Here is a 19,944-nt window from a genome sequence, read left to right as displayed (position 1 = left end):
GGTTAGCTGTTCACCCGGCCGAGGTAGTCGCCCGTGCGGGTGTCGACCTTGATCTTCTCACCCGTGGTGATGAAGAGCGGGACGCCGATCTCGTAGCCGGTCTCCAGCGTGGCGGGCTTGGTGCCGCCGGTGGAGCGGTCGCCCTGGACGCCCGGGTCCGTGTGCTGGACGGTCAGCTCGACGGCGGCGGGCAGCTCGACGTAGAGCACCTCGCCCTCGTACTGGGCGACGGAGGCGGTGAAGCCCTCGATCAGGAAGTTGGCGGCGTCGCCGACAGCCTTCCGGTCGACCATGAGCTGGTCGTACGTGTCCATGTCCATGAAGACGAAGTACTCGCCGTCCATGTACGAGAACTGCATGTCGCGACGGTCGATGGTGGCCGTTTCGACCTTCACGCCGGCGTTGAACGTCTTGTCGACGACCTTGCCGGAGAGCACGTTCTTGAGCTTGGTGCGCACGAAGGCCGGGCCCTTGCCGGGCTTGACGTGCTGGAACTCGACGACGGACCAGAGCTGGCCTCCGTCGAGCTTGAGCACCAGGCCGTTCTTGAGGTCGTTCGTGGAAGCCACGGTTGCGGAATCTCCTGGACTGAAGCTGGTGGAACGACCGAGGATGCGCGCTAGAGCGCGAGCAGCTCCTTGGTCGTAATGGTGAGTAGCTCGGGTCCGCCGTCCGCCTCGGGGCGCACGACGAGCGTGTCATCGATCCGGACCCCGCCCCGGCCCGGGAGGTGGACCCCCGGTTCGACGGTGACCGGCACACAAGCGTCCAGTTTACCCATGGCCGCAGGTGCCAGCTGCGGGTCCTCGTCGATTTCGAGCCCCACCCCGTGCCCGGTCCAGGGCGCGAGACCCCCGCCGTGACCCGCCGAGTCCAGGAGGTGGCGGGCGGCGCGGTCCACATCGCGGTACGCGGCGCCGGGCACGAGGGCCTCGCGTCCGGCCCGCTGAGCGGCGAAAACCAGGTCGTAGAGCTCGATCTGCCAGTCGGCGGGCGTCGTCCCGATGACGAACGTACGGCCGATCTCGCAGCGGTAGCCGCGATAGTTCGCACCGAGGCAGACGGAGAGGAAATCCCCTTCCTCCACCCGCCGGTCCGAGGGCCGGTGACGGCCCTGGCCGGAGTTCGGCCCGGTGGCCACCGAGGTGGCGAAGGCGGGGCCGTCGGCGCCGTGGTCCACCAGGCGCCTCTCCAGCTCCAGGGCGAGATGCCGTTCCGTGCGGCCCACCAGGATGGATTCGAGGAGTTCACCCAGGGCCTGGTCGGTGATCTCCGCGGCGATCCGCAGGCAGGCGATCTCCTCCTCGTCCTTGACGACCCTCAACTGTTCGACCGTGGCTCCGAGATCGGCCAGCCGGAGCCGGGGGGCGACCGAGCCCATGGCCCGGTGGCGGGCGACCGTCAGATGGTGTTCCTCGACGGCCAGGGTCTCCGCGCCCGAGGCGCCGGCCAGATCGGCGGCCGCGACCGCCGGATCGCCGTCGGTGGCGGGCAGCGAGGACACCCGCAGCTGATCGTCGGTACGTCCTTCGGCGGGGTCGCCGGTCGGCTCGCCCGGGCAGAGCAGGACGTCCTCGTCGGGGCCGAGCAGCAGCACGGCACCGGGGGGCGCCCCGCCTGCGAGGTAGCGGACGTTGGCGGGGCGGGAGACCAGAGCGGCCGCGGATCCGACGGCGGCGCACCGGTCGCGGAGCAGCCCGCGGCGGACGGCGTACACGTCTGACATGTCACGAGCCTACGAGCGCTTGCGCGGGCCTGCTCGGTCAGCGCATCCGACCGGGGGCCTCGGACGGACCCGTCACCGGAGCGGGTCCACCCTCGGTCCGGGGCTCACCAGGCCGGTGGGCTCGCCAGGGAACGGGCGAGTATGTCGTCCAGGACGCGGGCGGTGGTCTCCACGTCGTAAGTCGAGTTGTCGATGATCGGCAGTCCGGAGCCGTACCAGCCGGCCATCCGGCCGTGGATCCTGGCGACCTCCTCGTCGGAGAGGCGGCGGTTGCCGCTGCGGGCGGCATTGCGCTCCAGCACGATCTCCAGGCCGGGCAGCAGCACGACGGGCAGCAGCCCGGGGCCGACATGGCGCTTCCACCCGCCGAGGCCGACGACCGGCCGGTCCGGGAAGACGGCGTCGTCCAGGATGCAGGAGATGCCGTTGGCCAGGAAGTTGCGGGCGGCGAAGCCGCAGGTGCGGCGGGCGAGGCGGTACTGGGCCTCGGAGTGGTCGTTCCATCCGGCCTGCGGGTCGGCGAAGCCGGAGCAGACCCATTCACGGACGTCGTCGAGGCTGACGTGGGCCGTGGGAACCCGGCGACGACTCGCCCAGAGTTTGGCCACGGTGGTCTTGCCTGCGCCCGCGGGGCCGATCAGGAGGACGGCGAGGGTCGCGCTGCCGGTGCCGGGCTCTGCGGGCGGCGCGGGCAGCGGAACAGGGCCGCCGGGCGGCAGCTGGACGTGTCCGGTGGTCTCCCTGGAGGGAGACGGGGCGTGCTGCGGGGCGGGTCCGCTCCAGCCCTGGGGCGTGGGAGGGGTGGTGGGCGGCGGCCCCGGCGGTCCGGGGTGCTGGGCCTGGTGCGTCCAGCCGACAGGTCCGCTTGCGGGGCCTTGGGGCGGCGGCAGCGGGGCCCCCACTGCGTGCTGCATCCGGTGCCACTCCGTCTCGTACAGGCAACTAGGGGCTGGCGCTGGTGGAAGGCAACCGTACCGTCCCCGGCCGCCACAGAGGCAACGGTCGGGGACGGCGCACAGTGCCCGGTCGGCCGCTCGGCCTTCCGGTGTGCCGGTCCGTCAGTCGGCCAGCTCGTCGGCGAGAGCACGCAGGGCGAGACGGTAGGAACCGATGCCGAATCCGGCCACGGTACCCGTGGCGACCGGCGCCACCACGGAGTTGTGGCGGAATTCCTCCCGGGCGTACGGGTTCGAGATGTGCACCTCGATCAGCGGGGCGGTGCGCTGGGCCGCCGCGTCCCGCATTCCGTACGAATAGTGGGTGAACGCCCCCGGGTTGAGAACGACCGGAACTGAACCGTCCGCTGCCTCGTGGAGCCAGCGGATCAGTTCTCCCTCGTCGTTGGTCTCCCGGACGTCGACGTCGAAGCCGAGCTCCTCGCCGAGGGCCTGACACGTTTCGACGAGTCCGGCGTACGACGTGGCACCGTACACGTCGGGCTCGCGGGAGCCGAGCCGGCCGAGGTTCGGCCCGTTGAGGACGAGAACCCGACGGGTCACGCCGACACCTCCCCGTAGGCGGCGAGCAGCACGGCCGGGTCGGGGCCCTCCAGCACGGTGGGCTTGCCGAGCCCGTCGAGCACGATGAAGCGCAGCAGGTCGCCACGGGACTTCTTGTCGACCTTCATGTTCTCCAGCAGCTTGGGCCACTGGTCGCCGCGGTAGGTGAGCGGCAGTCCGACGGACTCCAGGACCGCGCGGTGCCGGTCGGCGGTGGCGTCGTCGAGGCGCCCGGCCAGACGGCCCAGTTCGGCGGCGAAGACCATGCCCACGGACACGGCCGCACCGTGCCGCCACTTGTAGCGCTCGTTCTTCTCGATGGCGTGGGCCAGGGTGTGGCCGTAGTTGAGGATCTCGCGCAGCCCGGATTCCTTGAGGTCGCTGGAGACGACCTCGGCCTTGACCCGGATGGCGCGTTCGATCAGCTCGGCGGTGTGCGGTCCGGTGGGGGTACGGGCACCCTCCGGGTCGGCCTCGATGAGGTCCAGGATCACCGGGTCGGCGATGAAGCCGGCCTTGATGATCTCGGCCATGCCGCTGACGTAGTCGTGGACGGGCAGCGAATCCAGGGCGGCGAGGTCGCAGAGGACCCCGGCGGGCGGGTGGAAGGCGCCGACGAGGTTCTTGCCCTCGGCGGTGTTGATGCCGGTCTTCCCGCCGACGGCCGCGTCGACCATGGCGAGGACGGTGGTGGGTACGGCGATCCAGCGCACCCCGCGCAGCCAGCTCGCCGCGACGAATCCGGCCACGTCGGTGGTGGCTCCGCCGCCGACGCCGACGATGACGTCGGTGCGGGTGAAGCCGGTCTGCCCGAGCGCCTTCCAGCAGTACGCCGCGACCTCGACGGTCTTGGCCTCCTCGGCGTTCGGCAGCTGGATCGCGATGGCCTCGTAGCCCTGCGCGGCAAGGTCCTGGCGGACCGCCTCACCGGTCTCGGCGAGCGCCTCCGGGTGCAGGACGGCGACCCTCTTGGCGCGGTCGCCGATGAGCACCGGCAGCTCGCCCAGCAGCTGCCGGCCGATCAGCACCTCGTACGGGTCGGTGCCCGCGCTGCCGGCGATCCGGATACGGGTGGGGTCCTGCTCGGTCATGTGTTCTCCCGGCCGGGAATGACGGGGTGGTCCGTGCGTTCCGGCAGTTCCAGTGCGTCGAGGACCGCCTGGGCGACCTCTTCGGGGGTGCGCTCGTCGGTGGCGACGGTCGCGCGGGCCACCTCCGTGTACAGGTGGCGGCGCGCGTCCATCAGTTCGCGCCACTGGCGGCGCGGGTTGACGGCGAGCAGCGGGCGGGCGGTGTTCAGACCGACCCGCTTGACGGCCTCCTCCACGTCCATCGAGAGATAGACGACGGGGTGGTCGGCGAGCAGTTCTCGGGTCGTGCCGTCCAGCACGGCACCGCCGCCGAGGGAGAGGACACCGGTGTGCTCGGCGACGGCGGCGTGCACGGCCTGTCGCTCCAGTTCCCGGAAGTGTTCCTCGCCCTCGTCGTAGAAGATCTCCGGGATCGGCTTGCCGGCCGCGGCGACGACGTCCGCGTCGGTGTCCCGGTAGGTGGTGCCGAGCCGGTCGGCGAGCAGTTCACCGACGGTGGACTTGCCCACGCCCATAGGGCCGACGAGGACGATCAGGGGGCCGCTCATCGGATCTGGAGGTGGTCGAGGTACGACCGCACATTGCGGCGGGTCTCGGGGACGCTGTCCCCGCCGAACTTCTCGGCGACGGCGTCGGCCAGGACCAGCGCGACCATCGCCTCGGCGACGATGCCCGCGGCCGGAACGGCACAGACATCGGAGCGCTGATGGTGAGCCTTGGCGGGTTCGCCGGTGACGACGTCGACGGTGGCGAGCGCGCGGGGCACGGTCGCGATGGGCTTCATCGCGGCGCGGACGCGCAGCAGCTCGCCGGTGGTCAGGCCCCCCTCGGTGCCGCCGGAGCGGCCGGAGGCGCGCTTGATGCCGTCCTCGGTGACCAGGATCTCGTCGTGCGCCTTGGAGCCGGGGATCCGGGCCAGGTCGAAGCCGTCGCCGACCTCGACCCCCTTGATGGCCTGGATGCCCATCAGGGCCGCGGCGAGCCGGGCGTCGAGACGGCGGTCCCAGTGCACGTGCGAGCCGAGGCCCACGGGCACCCCGTACGCCAGCACCTCGACCACACCGCCGAGGGTGTCGCCGTCCTTGTGGGCCTGGTCGATCTCGGCGACCATCGCCTTGCTCGCGTCGGCGTCCAGGCAGCGCACCGGGTCGGCGTCGAGCCGCTCGACGTCGGCGGGCGTCGGGAGGACGCCGTACGGCGCCTTGGCCGCGGCCAGCTCGACGACATGGCTGACGATCTCGATGCCCGCGGTCTCCTTGAGGTACGACCGCGCGACCGCGCCGAGCGCGACCCGGGCCGCCGTCTCACGGGCACTGGCGCGCTCCAGGATCGGCCGGGCCTCGTCGAAGCCGTACTTCTGCATGCCCGCGAGGTCGGCGTGACCGGGCCGCGGGCGGGTCAGCGGGGCGTTGCGGGCCAGCGAGGCCAGTTCCTCGGGGTCGACCGGGTCGGCCGCCATGACCTGTTCCCACTTGGGCCACTCGGTGTTGCCCACCATCACGGCGACCGGGGAGCCCATGGTGAGACCGTGGCGGACCCCGCCGAGGAAGGTGACCTCGTCCCTCTCGAACTTCATCCGCGCACCGCGGCCGTATCCGAGCCGCCGCCGGGCGAGTGCGTCCGCCACCATCTCCGTGGTGATCGGGACGCCGGCGGGAAGACCCTCCAGCGTCGCCACGAGTGCGGGGCCGTGCGACTCCCCCGCGGTCAGCCAGCGCAACCTGCTCAACGGTGCTCCTCATGCTCGCGCCTGGAACTGCGACGGCGCGACCGGGTGCGCGACCCTGGCCCGCCGCCTTCGATCCTCCCACGCCCACGGGCGTGAACCGGCCGCCGGTCCAGCAGACGGACGCGGGATGCGTCGGGCTGACTCCGTTCACGGTTGCTGTTGCGGTGAGCATTCTCGCAGCCGCCCACCGCAACAGCTTTTCCATCACCTACTGAACTGACCAGTTGAGTCAGCCACACCAGCCATAAGGGCTGGTGTGGCTGTCCCAGAATACGCCATTGTCGACGTACTGGGCGCCCCCCGAATACCTCACGCAAGTTTTTACTGCTTTAACATAAACAGGGCCCGCATAGTACTGATAATTCCCGCGGTCCTTTTTCCATGAACCGCCCTGAACTTGAATGCCCGCCTCAAGCAGCTCAGTGCCGTTCCCGTACCACCCAGGGCTCCGCATTGTCACCACGCAATTGTTCCCGGTGGCCGAGCTGTAGAGCAGGTAGGTGCGCGCCGAGAATGCCTGGTTCTGGCTGCTCCACCCCAAACCCACCGACTGAAGTCTGGAGTATCCCGCCCCACATGCAGCCTCAGGCGTTGCCGCAGCGGCTGCAGCCGGCTCCGCTGCAACAATTCCGAACCCCAGCATCGAAATACACGACGCCAAGGTAATCGCTACCCGTCGCTTCTTCACGACCCCTCCCATTTTCTCGTGGCTGCCAAACTTAACATCCACCAAGACCGGGGGCAATTGATCTACGAGAATCAACTAGCCGTTGATCTCATCTTTTGACGAATGCGCCATTTCCAACGCTTTTGAGCCGGCATCCCTCAACGTTGCAATCGAAATATCAGAATATCCGGTGAATTGACTGATTTGAAGCAACGCCTGGTGCACCAACAGATCCAGGCCACCCACGACATCAGCGTGGCGCCTCGACCACGCCGCCGCCAAAGGAGTCGGCCATGGGTCGTACAGCACATCGAAGAGCGTGCCCGGCCGATCCGGCACGGCGTCGATCAGCGCGTCCGTGGTCCCGGCCGGAGTGGTGGCGATGACCAACGGGGCCTGCAGCGCCTGCCCGGCGTCCGCCCAGTCGGAGATCCGGACGTCGACGCCGAGGCGTTCGCCCCAGCCGCGCATCTCCTCGCCCCGTTCCTTGCTGCGGACGTACGCGGTGACCGGTCCCGTACAGATCTCGGCCAGCGCGGCGAGCGCCGAGGAAGCGGTCGCTCCGGCGCCGAGGACGGCGGCGGAGTCGGTCTTCTCCACACCGCGTTCGCGCAGGGCGGCGATCATGCCGGGGATGTCGGTGTTGTCGCCGATCCGGCGGCCGTCCTCCGTGAAGACGACCGTGTTGACGGCCTCCACCGACGACGCCGTCTCACTGATGGAGTCCAGCAGCGGGATGATCGCACGTTTGAGCGGCATGGTCAGCGAGAGCCCGGCCCAGGCGGAGTCGAGCCCCTCGATGAAGGCAGGCAGGCCCGCCTCGTCGACCTCGAACCGGTCGTACGTCCAGTGGGTGAGGCCGAGTTCGGCGTACGCCGCCCGGTGCAGGACCGGGGAGAGCGAGTGGGCGATGGGCGAGCCGAGAACGGCCGCCCGTCGGATGGTGCTCACTGGCCCGACTTCTCCTGTTCGTATTTCCTGCGATTCCGCTCGTGCTCCGCATTGGTCACCGAGAACACCGTTTTGTCCGCGGTCACGGACACGAAGTAGTACCAGGGGCCGGGAGTGGGCTTGATAGCCGACTGCAGCGCGGCATCACCGGGGTTGTTGATCGGGCCCGGCGGCAAACCGTGGATGTAATACGTGTTGTACGGGTGCTTGAACTCCCGTAGGTCCGACACCGCGCCTATGTCGAGTGTGCTCTGCTTCTTCGCGTAATTGACGGTGGAGTCGAAGTCGAGCAGACCATTGGTCTCGACGTTGTTGGGCTTGAGCCGGTTGTAGACGACGCGCGAGACCTTGTCGAAGTCGTGCTTGTACTTGCCCTCGGCCTGGACGAGGCTGGCGACCGTGATCAACTGCCAAGGGCTCTTGAGACCCAGCTTTTGGGCGTTGCCGTCCAGGTCGGCCTTGTCGTACTCCTCGTTGGCACGGGAGACCATCTTCTTCAGGACGGCCTCCGGCTTCATGCCCTTGGTGACCGGGTAGGCCGCCGGGTAGAGGAACCCTTCCAGAGGATCGAGGACGTTCGGGTGGTCGTCGGCCCAGTCCGGCAGCCCCAGGCTGCCCGACTGTTTCTTCGCGACCCCGCTGGTCGTCCCGCTCTTGACGCCCAGCCTCTTGTCGATCGAGGCGTAGACGACGCGGTTGGGGGTGCCCTCGGGAATGACCAGCAGATTCTGGCTCTTCGGGTCGAGCATCAGCTTCAGGGCCTCGGCCCCGGACATCTGCTCGTGGAGCAGATAGACGCCGGCCTGGATGGACTTGCCCTTGGGGTTCTCGTTCTGCGCGGCGACGAACGCGTCGACGCTCTTGACGACACCCTTCTGCTTCAGGATGTTGCCGATGTCGTAGCCGAGGGCGCCCTTCGTGATCTCGACCTCGACCTCGCCGGTGCCCGTTCCGGTGTAGTCGGGCGCCGGGCCGAACTTGTCCTGCCAGTAGGTGTACCCGAGGTAGCCCACTCCCCCGAGGCCGCCGGCCAGGACCAGCGAGACGACCAGGCACGCACAGCCGCTGCGGCTCTTCTTCTTGCCCTTGCCGCCCCGGCGCTCGTTGCCACCCCGGCCGCCGCGGCGCTTCTCACGCGGATCGTCGTCGTACTCGTCGTCGTACGCGTCGTCGTCCTTGTCGCCGTCGGCGCCCGTGAAGAAGGGGTGGGTCTCCTCCGGCTGGACCTCCGGGTTCCAGTCGGGACTCTGCGCGGGAGCCTGCTCAGGGGCGGCCTCCCGGCGGCCGGGAGCCTGATCGGGCGCGCCCTCCCGGCGGCCCGGGGGCTGCGGCGGCGGGTATGCCTCCGACGTGCCGTAGTGGTCGTGCGTCTCGCCGTAACCGGCCTGCCCACCGCCGTAGGGGTCGGCAGGCGCCTGGGGGGCGTACGGCATCCCGGCGGACTGCTGCCCGGTGTCCCAGCCGCCGTTGTCGTACTGCGGCTGCTGGGGTTGCTGGGGTTGCTGCTGCGCATACGGATCCTGCGGGACCCCGTACGCCGGCTGCTGCGGCTGGTAAGGCTGCTGCTCGGCGTACGGGCCCGGGACATGCTGTTGCTGCTGCGCGTACGGATCCTGCTGCTGTGCGTACGGATCCTGCTGCTGCGGGTGCGGCTGCTGCGCGTACGGGTCCTGCTGCTGCGGGTGCGGCTGCTGCGCGTACGGGTCCTGAGGGTAGGGCTGCTGCCCGCCGCCGTACTGGTTCTGGCCGTGGGCGGACTGCTGCCCTCCCCATCCCTGGTCCCCGTACAGGGGATCCTCGGGATGCCACGGTTCGGAGCCGGGGCCCCGGCCATACTCAGTCATCGATCCCCTAGAGCCGCGAGACGACGTTCCGTCTCTTTGCTGTGCGGTGTTTGTTCGAACACCGCCGCATCGCGCGGAACGTTACCGTATCGCGATCAGCCAACTGTTTCGACGCCTTCGCCCGGGGCTTTACCTGACGCCCGTTCGGACTCCAGAGCGTTCTGGAGGATCACCACAGCGGCAGCCTGATCGATGACGGAACGGCCTTTTCTGGACTTCACGCCCGAGGCGCGCAGTTCTTGACTCGCCGTCACTGTGGTCATCCTCTCGTCCACCAACCGCACCGGAACGGGTGCGACCGAGCGGGCCACCTCCTGGGCGAAGACCCGGATCTTGGCGGCGGCGGGTCCCTCACCGCCGCCGAGGGACCGCGGCAGGCCGATGATGATCTCGATCGGCTCGTACTCCTCGACGATCTGCCCGAGCCGCCGGTGGGCCGCCGGGACATCGCGTCCCGGAACGGTCTCCACCGGCGTGGCGAGGATCCCGTCGGGGTCGCACGAGGCGACCCCGATCCGGGCGTCCCCGACATCGATCGCGAGACGACGACCTCGACGCATCGGAGTCATCCCCGCCGTCACGCCGTCTCGGTGACGAGGCGTTCGACCGCGGCCACGGCCGCGCCGATGGCCTCGGGGTCCTGGCCGCCGCCCTGGGCGACGTCCGGCTTGCCGCCGCCACCGCCGCCGAGGGTCTTGGCGGCCGTGCGGACCAGGTCACCGGCCTTGAGTCCGCGTTCACGGGCGGCCTCGTTGGTGGCGATCACGGTCAGGGGACGGCCGTTGGCGGTCGTGAACAGGGCCACGACGGCCGGGCGGCCGCCCTGGATACGTCCTCGGACGTCCAGGACGAGCTTGCGCAGGTCATCGGCCGAGGTGCCGTCCGGCACCTGGCCCGTGACCAGGGCGACGCCGCGTACGTCCTTGGCGGAATCGACCAGCCCGGCGGCGGCCTGGAGAACCTTCTCCGCGCGGAACTTCTCGATCTCCTTCTCGGCGTCCTTCAGCTTGCCGAGCATTCCGGCGATCTTCTCCGGCAGCTCCTCGGGACGGCCCTTGACCAGCTCCTGAAGCTGGGCGACGACCGTGTGCTCCCTGGCGAGGAAGTTGTACGCGTCGACGCCGACGAGGGCCTCGATGCGGCGCACGCCGGAACCGATGGACGATTCGCCGAGCAGCTTCACCAGGCCCAGCTGGGCGGTGTTGTGCACGTGTGTGCCGCCACAGAGCTCCTTGGAGAAGTCGCCGATGGTGACGACCCGGACCCGCTCGCCGTACTTCTCGCCGAACTCGGCGATGGCGCCCTGCTTCTTGGCCTCGTCGATCGGCATGACCTCGGCCTGGACGTCGAGTTCGCGGGCGAGGACCTCGTTGATCTTCTGCTCGACATCGGTGAGCACCGTGCCGGGTACGGCGGCGGGCGAACCGAAGTCGAAGCGGAAGCGGCCCGGCGAGTTCTCCGAACCGGCCTGGGCGGCCGTCGGTCCCAGCGCGTCGCGCAGCGCCTGGTGCGTGAGGTGCGTGGCGCTGTGGGCGCGGGCGATGGCACGACGGCGGGTGTTGTCGATGGCGGCATAGGCACTGGCGCCGACCGTCACCTCGCCGACCTGCACGGAACCCTTGTGGACGGAGACTCCGGGGACGGGCTGCTGGACGTCGCGGACCTGGATGACGGCGCCGCTGTCGAGCCGGATACGCCCCTGGTCGGCGAGCTGGCCGCCGCCCTCGGCGTAGAACGGGGTGCGGTCCAGGACGACTTCGACCTCGTCGCCCTCGGAGGCGGCGGGCGAGGGCACGCCGTCGACGAGCAGACCGACGATCGTCGACTCGCCCTCGGTGGCGGTGTAGCCGGTGAACTCGGTGATGCCGGAGTTGTCGGCGACCTCGCGGTAGGCGGAGAGGTCGGCATGGCCGGTCTTCTTGGCCTTGGCGTCGGCCTTGGCGCGCTCCCGCTGCTCCCTCATCAGACGGCGGAAGCCGTCCTCGTCCACCGAGAGGCCCTGTTCGGCGGCCATCTCCAGGGTGAGGTCGATCGGGAAGCCCCAGGTGTCGTGGAGCAGGAACGCCTTGTCGCCGGCGAGGACCTTGCCACCGGCGGCCTTGGTCTCCGTGACGGCGGTGTCGAGGATGTTGGTGCCGCCCTTGAGGGCCTTGAGGAACGCGGCCTCCTCGGCGAGGGCGACGGTCTCGATGCGCTTGCGATCGGTGATCAGCTCCGGGTACTGCTGTCCCATCGTGTCGATCACTACGTCGGCCAGATCCTTGACCACCGGTCCGGTGGCACCCAGCAGCCGCATGTTGCGGATGGCACGGCGCATGATGCGGCGCAGCACGTAGCCGCGGCCCTCGTTGCCGGGAGTGACGCCGTCACCGATGAGCATCACGGAGGTGCGGATGTGGTCGGCGACCACGCGCAGCGAGACGTCCGAACCGTGGTCGGCGCCGTACCGCACACCGGTCAGTTCGGTGGCCTTGTCCATGACGACGCGCAGGGTGTCGGTCTCGTACATGTTCTGCACGCCCTGCAGAATCATGGCGAGGCGTTCCAGACCCAGGCCCGTGTCGATGTTCTTCGACGGCAGGTCGCCGAGGATCGGGAAGTCCTCCTTGCCGTCACCGGCACCCCGCTCGTACTGCATGAAGACCAGGTTCCAGATCTCCACGTACCGCTCGTCGTTGACGGCCGGGCCGCCCTCGATGCCGAACTCGGGGCCGCGGTCGTAGTTGATCTCGGAGCAGGGGCCGCAGGGACCGGGGACACCCATGGACCAGAAGTTGTCCTTCTTGCCCAGGCGCTGGATACGCTCGGCCGGTACGCCGATCTTGTCCCGCCAGATCTGCTCGGCCTCGTCGTCGTCCAGATAGACGGTGATCCACAGCCGCTCGGGGTCGAGACCGAAGCCGCCTTCCGCCACGGAGGTCGTCAGGGCCTCCCAGGCGTAGCTGATGGCGCCTTCCTTGAAGTAGTCCCCGAAGGAGAAGTTGCCGCACATCTGGAAGAACGTGCCGTGCCGGGTGGTCTTGCCGACTTCCTCGATGTCCGGCGTACGGACACACTTCTGCACGCTGGTGACCCGCGGCGCGGGCGGCTTGACCTCGCCGAGGAAGTACGGCTTGAAGGGGACCATGCCCGCGGGGACCAGCAGCAGAGTCGGGTCGTCCGCGATGAGCGACGCCGAAGGGACGACGGTGTGACCGCGCTCCTCGAAGAAGCTCAGCCAGCGGCGACGAATTTCAGCCGACTCCATCAGTGGTCCTCATTCCGGTTGTACGAGTTGTAGGGGAGCTTGCGGTGGTTGCCGACTTCGAGGGGTCTGTCCGGTCCGACGGGTTCGGCCGCCTCGACGGCGAAATGACGCCGTACGGGGAGGTCCGGGTCGACCGGCGCCTCCAGGCCCAGTGCCTCGCCCAGTTCGGCCTCTCGCCGGGCCATCGACTCACGGACGTCCAGAGCGAAGTCCTTGAGCTTGTGGCCGGTCTCGATCGCCTTGTCCGCGGCCTGCGCCGCGAGACTCTCCGGGGTCAGCTGCCTGAGCTTCCGGTTGACCTTGGTGGTGGCCCAGACACCGGCGGCGGCGCCGGCGGTGAACCAGAACGTACGGCGGAACATCGCTGCGTCAGTCCTTAGATCCGCGGGAGTTTCTGCCGCTGCGCTTCCTGCCGCGCGCGGACGGCACCGTGCGGCCGACGATCACCGTGCGACGGGCGGGCCGACGGGCAGGTTCGGGTTCCGGGCCGGCCTTGCGGCCGATGGCCTGCCGTACCCCGTAACCGAACGCGGCGACCTTGACGAGCGGTCCGCCGAAGGTCGAGGCGACGGTGGTGGAGAGCGCCGAGGCGTTCGAGGTGACTTCCTGGACGTCCGTCGCGATCGCGTCGACCTTGTCGAGCTGGGTCTGCGCGGAGCGCACCGTGGCGGAGGCGTCGGCAAGCAGCGGGACCGCCTGCTCGGTCACGTCCGCCACGAGCTTGGTGGTCGCCCTGAGCGTCTGGGCCAGCCTCACCAGCACGACGGCGAGGAACGAAACCAGGATCGCCCAGAAGACGGCCACCAGGATCCCGGCCACCTCTCCACCGGACACAGTGCACCGCTCTCTAGCTTGTCGCTGTCTCTGTACTGTCTGTCTCTGCTCTGTCCGGCGACCGCTGTCACAGCAGCCAGTCGTCGTCTCCCGAGCCTATCGCGCCGGTGGTCGCGCCCCGTACCGCATTACCGGCAAGAAGGCCCGAGTTGCCATAAGGAGATTGTACGGAGAGCTTCCGAACCAGTACTCTGCGTGTTTCATGCGACGCCCCCAGCGCTCCCGCCCGTCCCCTCATGATCCGAGCGCCCCCGTCGGCGCCCTCGGCAATCTCCCGGCGGAACTCAACAGATTCGTGGGGCGAAAGGACGAACTGGCCGCCCTCGGTCGGCTGCTGAACGAGTCGAGGCTCGTCACCGTGGTCGGGGTCGGCGGGGTGGGCAAGACCCGCTGCGCCGCCGAGATCGCGAAGCTTCTGGAGAAACGGTACTGCGACGGAGTCTGGATGGCGGAACTGTCCGCCATCCACGATCCGGAGCTGCTGGACCACGCACTGGTCGACGCCCTCGGGCTCACCGATCACACCGGCAGACCCCCGCGCACAACACTCCTCGAACATCTCACCGGTCGCCAACTGCTCCTGGTCATCGACGGCTTCGAGCACTTCGTGGACGCCTGCGCCGAGCTGGTACGTGAGCTGCTGCGCCGGTCGCCACGACTGCGGGTGCTGGCCGCCGGCCGACTTCCGCTGGAGCTGGACGGCGAGGTCGCCTTCCCGCTCGCGCCGATGACCGACGAGGACGCGATGCTCCTCTTCGAGGAGCGGGCCGCCGCGGTACGGCCGGAGTTCCGGCTGACCGACCGCAACCGAGCGACCGCCCGCGAGCTGTGCCACCGGCTGGACGGAATCCCGCTCGCGCTGGAACTGGCCGCCGGACGGCTGCGCGCGCTCTCCACCGAGCAGGTGCTGCAGCGCCTGGACGACCGCTTCCGGCTGCTCACCGGCTCCAGCCGCAGCGCGCTGGCGCGCCACCAGACACTCCGCACGGCCATCGGCTGGAGCCACGAACTCTGTGCTCCGGAGCAGCGGCTGCTGTGGGCTCGGCTCTCGGTGTTCGCCGGGCAGTTCGATCTGGAGGCCGTCGAGTACGTCTGCAGCGGCGCCGATCTGCCGGCCGAATCGGTGCTCGACGTGCTCTCCGGGCTGCTGACGCAGTCCGTCGTCCTGCGTGAGGACTCGGCGGCCGGAACCCGCTACCGGATGCTGGACACGGTGCGCGAGTACGGCGCCGAGTGGCTGGCGGCCACGGGTGGGACGGACCGGTTGAGACGCCGCCACCGGGACTGGTTCCTGGGACTGGCGACCATGTGCGAGCTCGACTGGTTCAGCCCGCGGCAGGGCGAGGTGGCCGCCCGGGTGGAGAGCGAACTGTCGAATCTGCGGCGGGCGATGGAGTATGCGCTGGGCAGCGCGGGCGAGGCGCATCTCGCGCAGTACCTGGCGGGCACCCTCTGGTTCCTCTGGGTGGGGTGCGGACGCCTCTCGGAGGGCCGGCACTGGCTGGACCATGTGCTGGAGGAGGAGTCACCGTACGACTCCGCGCGGCTCAAGGCGTTGTGGGTGCTCGGACATGTGGCCGTGCTGCAGGGCGACCCGGTCGGCGCGGTCTCCGCGCTGCAGGAGTGCCGGGACGAGGCGGACCGGGCGGGCGACTCGACGGCGCTCGCGTACGCGGTGCACCGGATGGGGTGCCTGGCGCTCCTCACGGACGACATGGTCCGGGCGCAGGAGCTGCTGGGCGACGCGCTCGGCCGCTACCGGGAACTCGGTGAGCTGAACAGCAATGTACTGATGGCCCGGATCGAACTGGCGATGGCGGTCGGATTCCACGGGGACCTGGACGGGGCGGCCGCGATCTGCGAGGAGGTCAGGGAGGTCTGCGAGGACCACGGGGAACGGTGGGCCCTCTCGTACGCGCTTTACGTGCTGGCCTTCGCCGCACTGCAACGGGGCGGGCCGGAGCGGGCCCGGGAGCTGCTCGGCGAGTGTCTGTCGATCGGTCACGCCTTCCACGATCTGCTGGGCTCGGTACTCGCGCTGGAGCTGCTGGCACTGGTCACGGCGGTGGAGGGGGACGCGGCGGAGGCGGCGGTGCTGCAGGGCGCCGCCGACCGGATCTGGCCGTCGGTGGGGCTGCCGCTGTTCGGTTCGGCGTACTACAGGCAGCCCCGGGTCAGGTGCGAGGAGCTGGCCCGCCGGGAGCTGGGCGACGGCCCCTACGAGTCGGGGCTGCGCGCGGGCGGGCAGCTGGATCTGGACGCGGCGGTGGCCAGGGCGCTCGGGAGCGGGCCCGCGAACCCGGCGCAGCCGTCGGGCCAGCTGCCCGGCCCCCTGCCCGGTCCCGGGAAGACGCGGAGGCCCGCCGCCTCCCGTACATCGGGGAGGGGCGGGCCGGAACGCTGCTGAATGCGGCTGTGCCTGGATCAGCGGGCGTAGTACTCGACGACGAGCTGCTCGTCGCAGATCACGGGGATTTCCTTGCGGTTCGGGTCCCGGTCGAGGCGGAAGGCCAGGGCCTGCAGGTTCACCTGCAGGTAGCGCGGGGTCTCACCGTCGGGGGCGTAGCCACCGGCGCGGGCAACCTGGAAGGGGTGCTTGTCGTGGCTGCGCTCGCGGACCATCACGATGTTGTCGGGACGGACGCGGAAGGACGGCTTGTCGACCTTGCGGCCGTCGACCTCGATGTGACCGTGGACGACCATCTGGCGGGCCTGGTAGATCGTCCTGGCGATGCCCGAACGAAGCACCAGGGCGTCGAGACGACGCTCCAGCTCGACGACGAGCGCCTCGCCCGTCTTGCCCTCGGCCTTCTTGGCGCGGTCGTAGGCACGCGCCATCTGGCGCTCGCTGATGTCGTACTGGGCGCGCAGGCGCTGCTTCTCCAGCAGACGGACCTTGTAGTCCGAGTTCTGCTTGCGACCACGGCCGTGCTCGCCCGGCGGGTAGGGGCGGGCCTCGAAGTACTTGACGGCCTTCGGCGTCAGCGCGATGCCGAGCGCGCGGCTCTTCTTGACCTTGGGACGCGACTGGTTAGGCACGTTCTCCAGACCTCCGTTGTAGGTTAGGTTAGGCTCACCTTACTTGAGGAGATCGCATGTCTCGCCCGGGGAACACCACACACATCACGGACAGCACTGACAGCGTCGACACCCCTCAGGATGCCGATACGACGGAGGACCGATCAGATCGTGGTCAGCCGCGTCCCGGCGGGCTTGAAAACACTCGGATGCCGTCAGCAGCCGAGCGCACACGAACTCTCGTACAGAGTACCTGTTCGGCGGTACTGCTCGTCCCCGGGCCGAACGCCGCGGGCCCGGACCGGCTGATGCCGCTGACCAGGAACGTGGGCCCCGACGGGGACCTGTTCCTGGAACTCCCCACGGATTCCCCGGCCGTACGGGCGGCGACGCATGCCGAGGACGACGAGCTGACGGCTGTGCTGGAGATCACGGACGTCGCCCCGGTCTCCGTACCCCGTCGCATCCGCGGCCGCGCGTGGGTCTCCGGGTGGCTCAGCACCGTCCCGGGCATGTCCGGGCCGGGGCGGACGACGCTGCGGCTGGAGACGGGCGAGGCGTACATCGACGATCTGTGGGGTGCCGAGGAGGTCGAACCCGACGCGTTCCGGGACGCGGCTCCCGACCCGCTCGTCGGACACGAGGCGGAACTGCTCCAGCATCTGCACACGGCGCACGGCGAACAGCTGGACGCGCTCCACGGGCTGCTCGGCGAGCGTCCGGCACGGTCCCGCACGGCCCACCGCCCCGCCGTCGTGCCGCTCGCGCTGGACCGGTACGGGCTGCGGGTGCGCCTGTGCGAGGACCGCGACCGCTGCTTCGACGCGCGCTTCGAATTCCCCGGGCCGGTGCGCGACGTCGGCGAGCTGCGCCACGCCATGCACACGCTCTTCGAAGCCGCGGTGGGCTGAACCGGCAGACCCCGCGTGCGCTCATTGCGCTCGCCGGGCTCTGCGCGTCTTCAGCCGCCCCGCGCGCCCGGTCTTCGCCGTGCTCAGCCGGCGGACGGGCTCGCGCCGCCGTCGGAGCCCGTGCGACCGAGCCGCTCGCGGACCCGCTCCACGACATCCGCGTAGCGCGCCTCCGCGCCGTAGCGCGTGGGCTGGTAGTACCGCTGGTCGCGGACGGCGTCCGGGGCGTACTGCTGGGCGGCGATGCCTCCGGGGACATCGTGCGGATACACATAGCCCACGGCATGGCCCAGCTTGGCGGCGCCCTTGTAGTGGCCGTCGCGCAGATGCGCCGGAACGGGGCCCGCGAGCCCCTTCCGCACATCCTCCTGGGCGGCGAAGATCGCCAGGGTCGCCGCATTGGACTTGGGGGCGAGTGCCAGGGCGATCGTCGCTTGGCTCAGGACGAGCGCCGCCTCCGGGAATCCGATCATGGCAACCGCCTGGGCGGCCGCGACGGCGGTGGGCAGCGCCGTGGGGTCGGCGAGACCGATGTCCTCGCTCGCCGAGATCATCAGCCGCCGGGCGATGAACCTGGGGTCCTCCCCCGCCTCGATCATCCGGGCCAGGTAATGCAGCGCGGCATCCACGTCGGAGCCGCGGATCGATTTGATGAGCGCACTCGTCACGTCGTAGTGCTGGTCGCCGTCCCGGTCGTACTTGACGGCGGCGCGGTCGACGGTCTCCTCCAGGGTCAGGAGGGTGATCTCCTTCTCCTGCTTGGACAGCGCCGCACCGGCCGCAGCCTCCAGCGCCGTGAGTGCCCGGCGGGCGTCGCCACCCGCGATGCGCAGCAGGTGCGACTCGGCGTCCTTCGGCAGCGCCACCGTCCCACCGAGTCCGCGTTCGTCGGCCAGGGCGCGCCGCAGCAGGCCGCGCAGATCGTCGTCGGTGAGGGATTCCAGGGTGAGCAGCAGCGAGCGCGACAGCAGCGGCGAGATGATCGAGAAGTACGGATTCTCGGTGGTCGCGGCGATCAGGGTCACCCAGCGGTTCTCCACGGCCGGGAGCAGGGAGTCCTGCTGCGCCTTGGAGAAGCGGTGGATCTCGTCGAGAAAGAGGACCGTCTCCTTGCCGTAGCCCCCGGTGGCACGGCGGGCGCCCTCGATGACGGCCCGCACCTCCTTGACGCCCGCGGTGATCGCGGAGAGCTCGACGAAGCGCTTGTTGGTGGCCTTGCTGACCACGTACGCGAGAGTCGTCTTCCCGATGCCGGGCGGGCCCCAGAGGATCACGGACGACGGACCCGCCGGCCCGCCGTTCCCCTCGCCGACGAGACGGCGCAGCGGCGAGCCCGGCTTGAGCAGATGCTGCTGGCCGACGACCTCGTCGAGGGTGCGCGGGCGCATCCGGACAGCCAGGGGGCTGCTGGACGGGTCCTTGTCCTGGCGGTCTTCGGCGGCTGCGGTAAAGAGGTCGGGCTCCACGTTTTGAACCCTATGTCACGGCACTGACATCCCTGCCGGGCCGGTCGCCCGGCAGGAGCCGGGCGGCGGGGCCGGTCAGCTGGTCCAGAAGTCCCACCAGCGGGTCAGGATCAGCATGCCGATGATGCCGATCCACAGGACCGGTGGCACCCAGTGGAACTCCGTCAGTCCGTTGCGCAGCCAGTTCGGCGCCGGGAGGATCCGGTGCTTGATGTTGTGCGTGGTGACGTAGCAGAACATGAAGATCGTGGCGACCCAGGCCAGGCAGCACCAGAGGCAGAGCGAATTGATGTTGTAGAGCGACTGGTACTGGAGCCAGGTGCAGAAGCCGACGCCGAACAGCGTTCCGGCGTTCATTCCGAGCCAGTACCAGCTACGGAAGCGGGCGCCCGCGAGCAGTGCGAGGCCGATGCCGATGATCACGGAGTAGGTGACCAGACCGAGCATCGGGTTCGGGAACCCGAAGGCGGCGGCCTGCTCGCTCTTCATGATGTTGCCGCAGGCGACGACCGGGTTGAGACTGCAGCCCGGCGTGAAGCTGGGGTCCTCCAGCAACTTGAACTTGTCGATCGTGATGACCCAGGCGGCGAGGAGTCCGGCGGCGCCCGTGATCACCAGCAGCAGTGCGAACGCCCGACTGCCGCCGATGGTCCTGTTCACGCCGTCCTCGTCCTGGTCGGAGGAGGGATGGTCAACCGCTGCAGTCGTCATATCGCCGTTCCATCAGTGAGTGGCCTGCTGGGCACGGTCATTGTGCCGCACCACGCCGCTGAGCTTCTGTTCGATGGACATAAAGGTGTACGTGAAGCCCGATGCGCGACCGGACCGGAACACTCGGGTCCGAGTACGGCCCCGGACCCGGACCTCGCCCGGGACGACAGTGGTGTCCCGCGCGGGAGCGGCGGCGAACCGGCCGCGATCGACGGCTCGGACCTGGGGATCCGTCGCGGCGTGTGGCGGG

18 protein-coding genes are annotated in these 19,944 nt (G+C 69.6%); 2 read left to right on the top strand and 16 right to left on the bottom strand.

Annotated features, from left to right (window positions below):
• Positions 1-2: 2 nt before the first annotated feature.
• The 13 genes from efp to ACIRP2_RS26470 all read right to left on the bottom strand — a co-directional run bounded on the left by efp (position 3) and on the right by ACIRP2_RS26470 (position 13,573).
• Positions 3-569 (bottom strand): elongation factor P, encoded by a 567-nt coding sequence (gene efp / locus ACIRP2_RS26530; RefSeq protein WP_361443928.1) that lies wholly within the window; start codon positions 567-569, stop codon positions 3-5.
• Between the two features lie 50 nt (positions 570-619).
• A complete protein-coding gene (locus ACIRP2_RS26525) occupies positions 620-1,726 on the bottom strand; it encodes an aminopeptidase P family protein (protein WP_404254352.1) in 1,107 nt (368 codons plus the stop codon).
• Between the two features lie 104 nt (positions 1,727-1,830).
• Positions 1,831-2,640, bottom strand: coding sequence for a Pro-rich N-terminal domain-containing protein (locus tag ACIRP2_RS26520; protein WP_404254350.1), 810 nt, complete (start codon positions 2,638-2,640; stop codon positions 1,831-1,833).
• A 144-nt stretch (positions 2,641-2,784) separates the two neighbouring features.
• Entirely contained in the window at positions 2,785-3,225 is a 441-nt protein-coding gene (gene aroQ / locus ACIRP2_RS26515; RefSeq protein WP_404254348.1) for a type II 3-dehydroquinate dehydratase, read from the bottom strand.
• On the bottom strand, positions 3,222-4,316 hold the full coding sequence (gene aroB, locus ACIRP2_RS26510; protein ID WP_404254346.1) for a 3-dehydroquinate synthase: 1,095 nt from the start codon (positions 4,314-4,316) through the stop codon (positions 3,222-3,224). The genes aroQ and aroB overlap by 4 nt, the downstream gene beginning before the upstream one ends.
• Entirely contained in the window at positions 4,313-4,864 is a 552-nt protein-coding gene (locus ACIRP2_RS26505) for a shikimate kinase (protein WP_404254344.1), read from the bottom strand. Before ACIRP2_RS26505 ends, aroB begins: the two co-directional genes overlap by 4 nt.
• Positions 4,861-6,045, bottom strand: a complete 1,185-nt coding sequence (gene aroC / locus ACIRP2_RS26500) for a chorismate synthase (protein WP_404254343.1) — start codon at positions 6,043-6,045, stop codon at positions 4,861-4,863. The genes ACIRP2_RS26505 and aroC overlap by 4 nt, the downstream gene beginning before the upstream one ends.
• Before the next feature lie 763 nt (positions 6,046-6,808).
• Positions 6,809-7,663, bottom strand: a complete 855-nt coding sequence (locus ACIRP2_RS26495; protein ID WP_404254341.1) for a shikimate dehydrogenase — start codon at positions 7,661-7,663, stop codon at positions 6,809-6,811.
• On the bottom strand, positions 7,660-9,507 hold the full coding sequence (gene mltG, locus ACIRP2_RS26490; protein ID WP_404254339.1) for an endolytic transglycosylase MltG: 1,848 nt from the start codon (positions 9,505-9,507) through the stop codon (positions 7,660-7,662). The genes ACIRP2_RS26495 and mltG overlap by 4 nt, the downstream gene beginning before the upstream one ends.
• Positions 9,508-9,602: 95 nt before the next feature.
• Entirely contained in the window at positions 9,603-10,076 is a 474-nt protein-coding gene (ruvX, locus tag ACIRP2_RS26485; protein ID WP_404254337.1) for a Holliday junction resolvase RuvX, read from the bottom strand.
• A gap of 8 nt (positions 10,077-10,084) precedes the next feature.
• A complete protein-coding gene (alaS, locus tag ACIRP2_RS26480) occupies positions 10,085-12,754 on the bottom strand; it encodes an alanine--tRNA ligase (protein WP_404254335.1) in 2,670 nt (889 codons plus the stop codon).
• Positions 12,754-13,116, bottom strand: a complete 363-nt coding sequence (locus ACIRP2_RS26475) for a DUF6167 family protein (protein ID WP_404254333.1) — start codon at positions 13,114-13,116, stop codon at positions 12,754-12,756. The genes alaS and ACIRP2_RS26475 overlap by 1 nt, the downstream gene beginning before the upstream one ends.
• A gap of 7 nt (positions 13,117-13,123) precedes the next feature.
• Positions 13,124-13,573: a DUF948 domain-containing protein gene (locus ACIRP2_RS26470; RefSeq protein ID WP_404254458.1), complete on the bottom strand. Its 450-nt coding sequence runs from the start codon at positions 13,571-13,573 to the stop codon at positions 13,124-13,126.
• 217 nt (positions 13,574-13,790) lie between these two features.
• On the opposite strand from ACIRP2_RS26470, the gene ACIRP2_RS26465 reads away from it, so the two are divergent.
• A complete protein-coding gene (locus ACIRP2_RS26465) occupies positions 13,791-15,995 on the top strand; it encodes an ATP-binding protein (RefSeq protein ID WP_404254331.1) in 2,205 nt (734 codons plus the stop codon).
• A gap of 17 nt (positions 15,996-16,012) precedes the next feature.
• Here the strand turns inward: ACIRP2_RS26465 and rpsD are convergent, their stop codons facing one another.
• Positions 16,013-16,627 carry a 30S ribosomal protein S4 gene (rpsD, locus tag ACIRP2_RS26460; protein ID WP_404254329.1) on the bottom strand — a complete coding sequence of 205 codons (615 nt, stop codon included), beginning with the start codon at positions 16,625-16,627 and terminating at the stop codon, positions 16,013-16,015.
• Between the two features lie 188 nt (positions 16,628-16,815).
• On the opposite strand from rpsD, the gene ACIRP2_RS26455 reads away from it, so the two are divergent.
• Complete coding sequence (locus ACIRP2_RS26455; RefSeq protein WP_404254327.1) at positions 16,816-17,517, top strand: DUF2470 domain-containing protein; 702 nt, start codon at positions 16,816-16,818, stop codon at positions 17,515-17,517.
• A gap of 83 nt (positions 17,518-17,600) precedes the next feature.
• On the opposite strand, the gene ACIRP2_RS26450 is transcribed toward ACIRP2_RS26455, so the two are convergent.
• Together ACIRP2_RS26450 and ACIRP2_RS26445 are read right to left on the bottom strand one after the other, a co-directional pair.
• On the bottom strand, positions 17,601-18,983 hold the full coding sequence (locus ACIRP2_RS26450; RefSeq protein ID WP_404254325.1) for a replication-associated recombination protein A: 1,383 nt from the start codon (positions 18,981-18,983) through the stop codon (positions 17,601-17,603).
• Positions 18,984-19,058: 75 nt separating this feature from the next.
• Entirely contained in the window at positions 19,059-19,694 is a 636-nt protein-coding gene (locus ACIRP2_RS26445) for a vitamin K epoxide reductase family protein (protein ID WP_404254323.1), read from the bottom strand.
• Positions 19,695-19,944 lie beyond the last annotated feature (250 nt).

The sequence above is a fragment of the Streptomyces sp. NPDC101194 genome (assembly GCF_044767885.1).
In the GTDB taxonomy this organism is placed as follows: domain Bacteria; phylum Actinomycetota; class Actinomycetes; order Streptomycetales; family Streptomycetaceae; genus Streptomyces.
The sequence above is the reverse complement of the archived record's forward strand: the minus strand, read 5'-3'. Positions and strand labels throughout refer to the sequence as shown.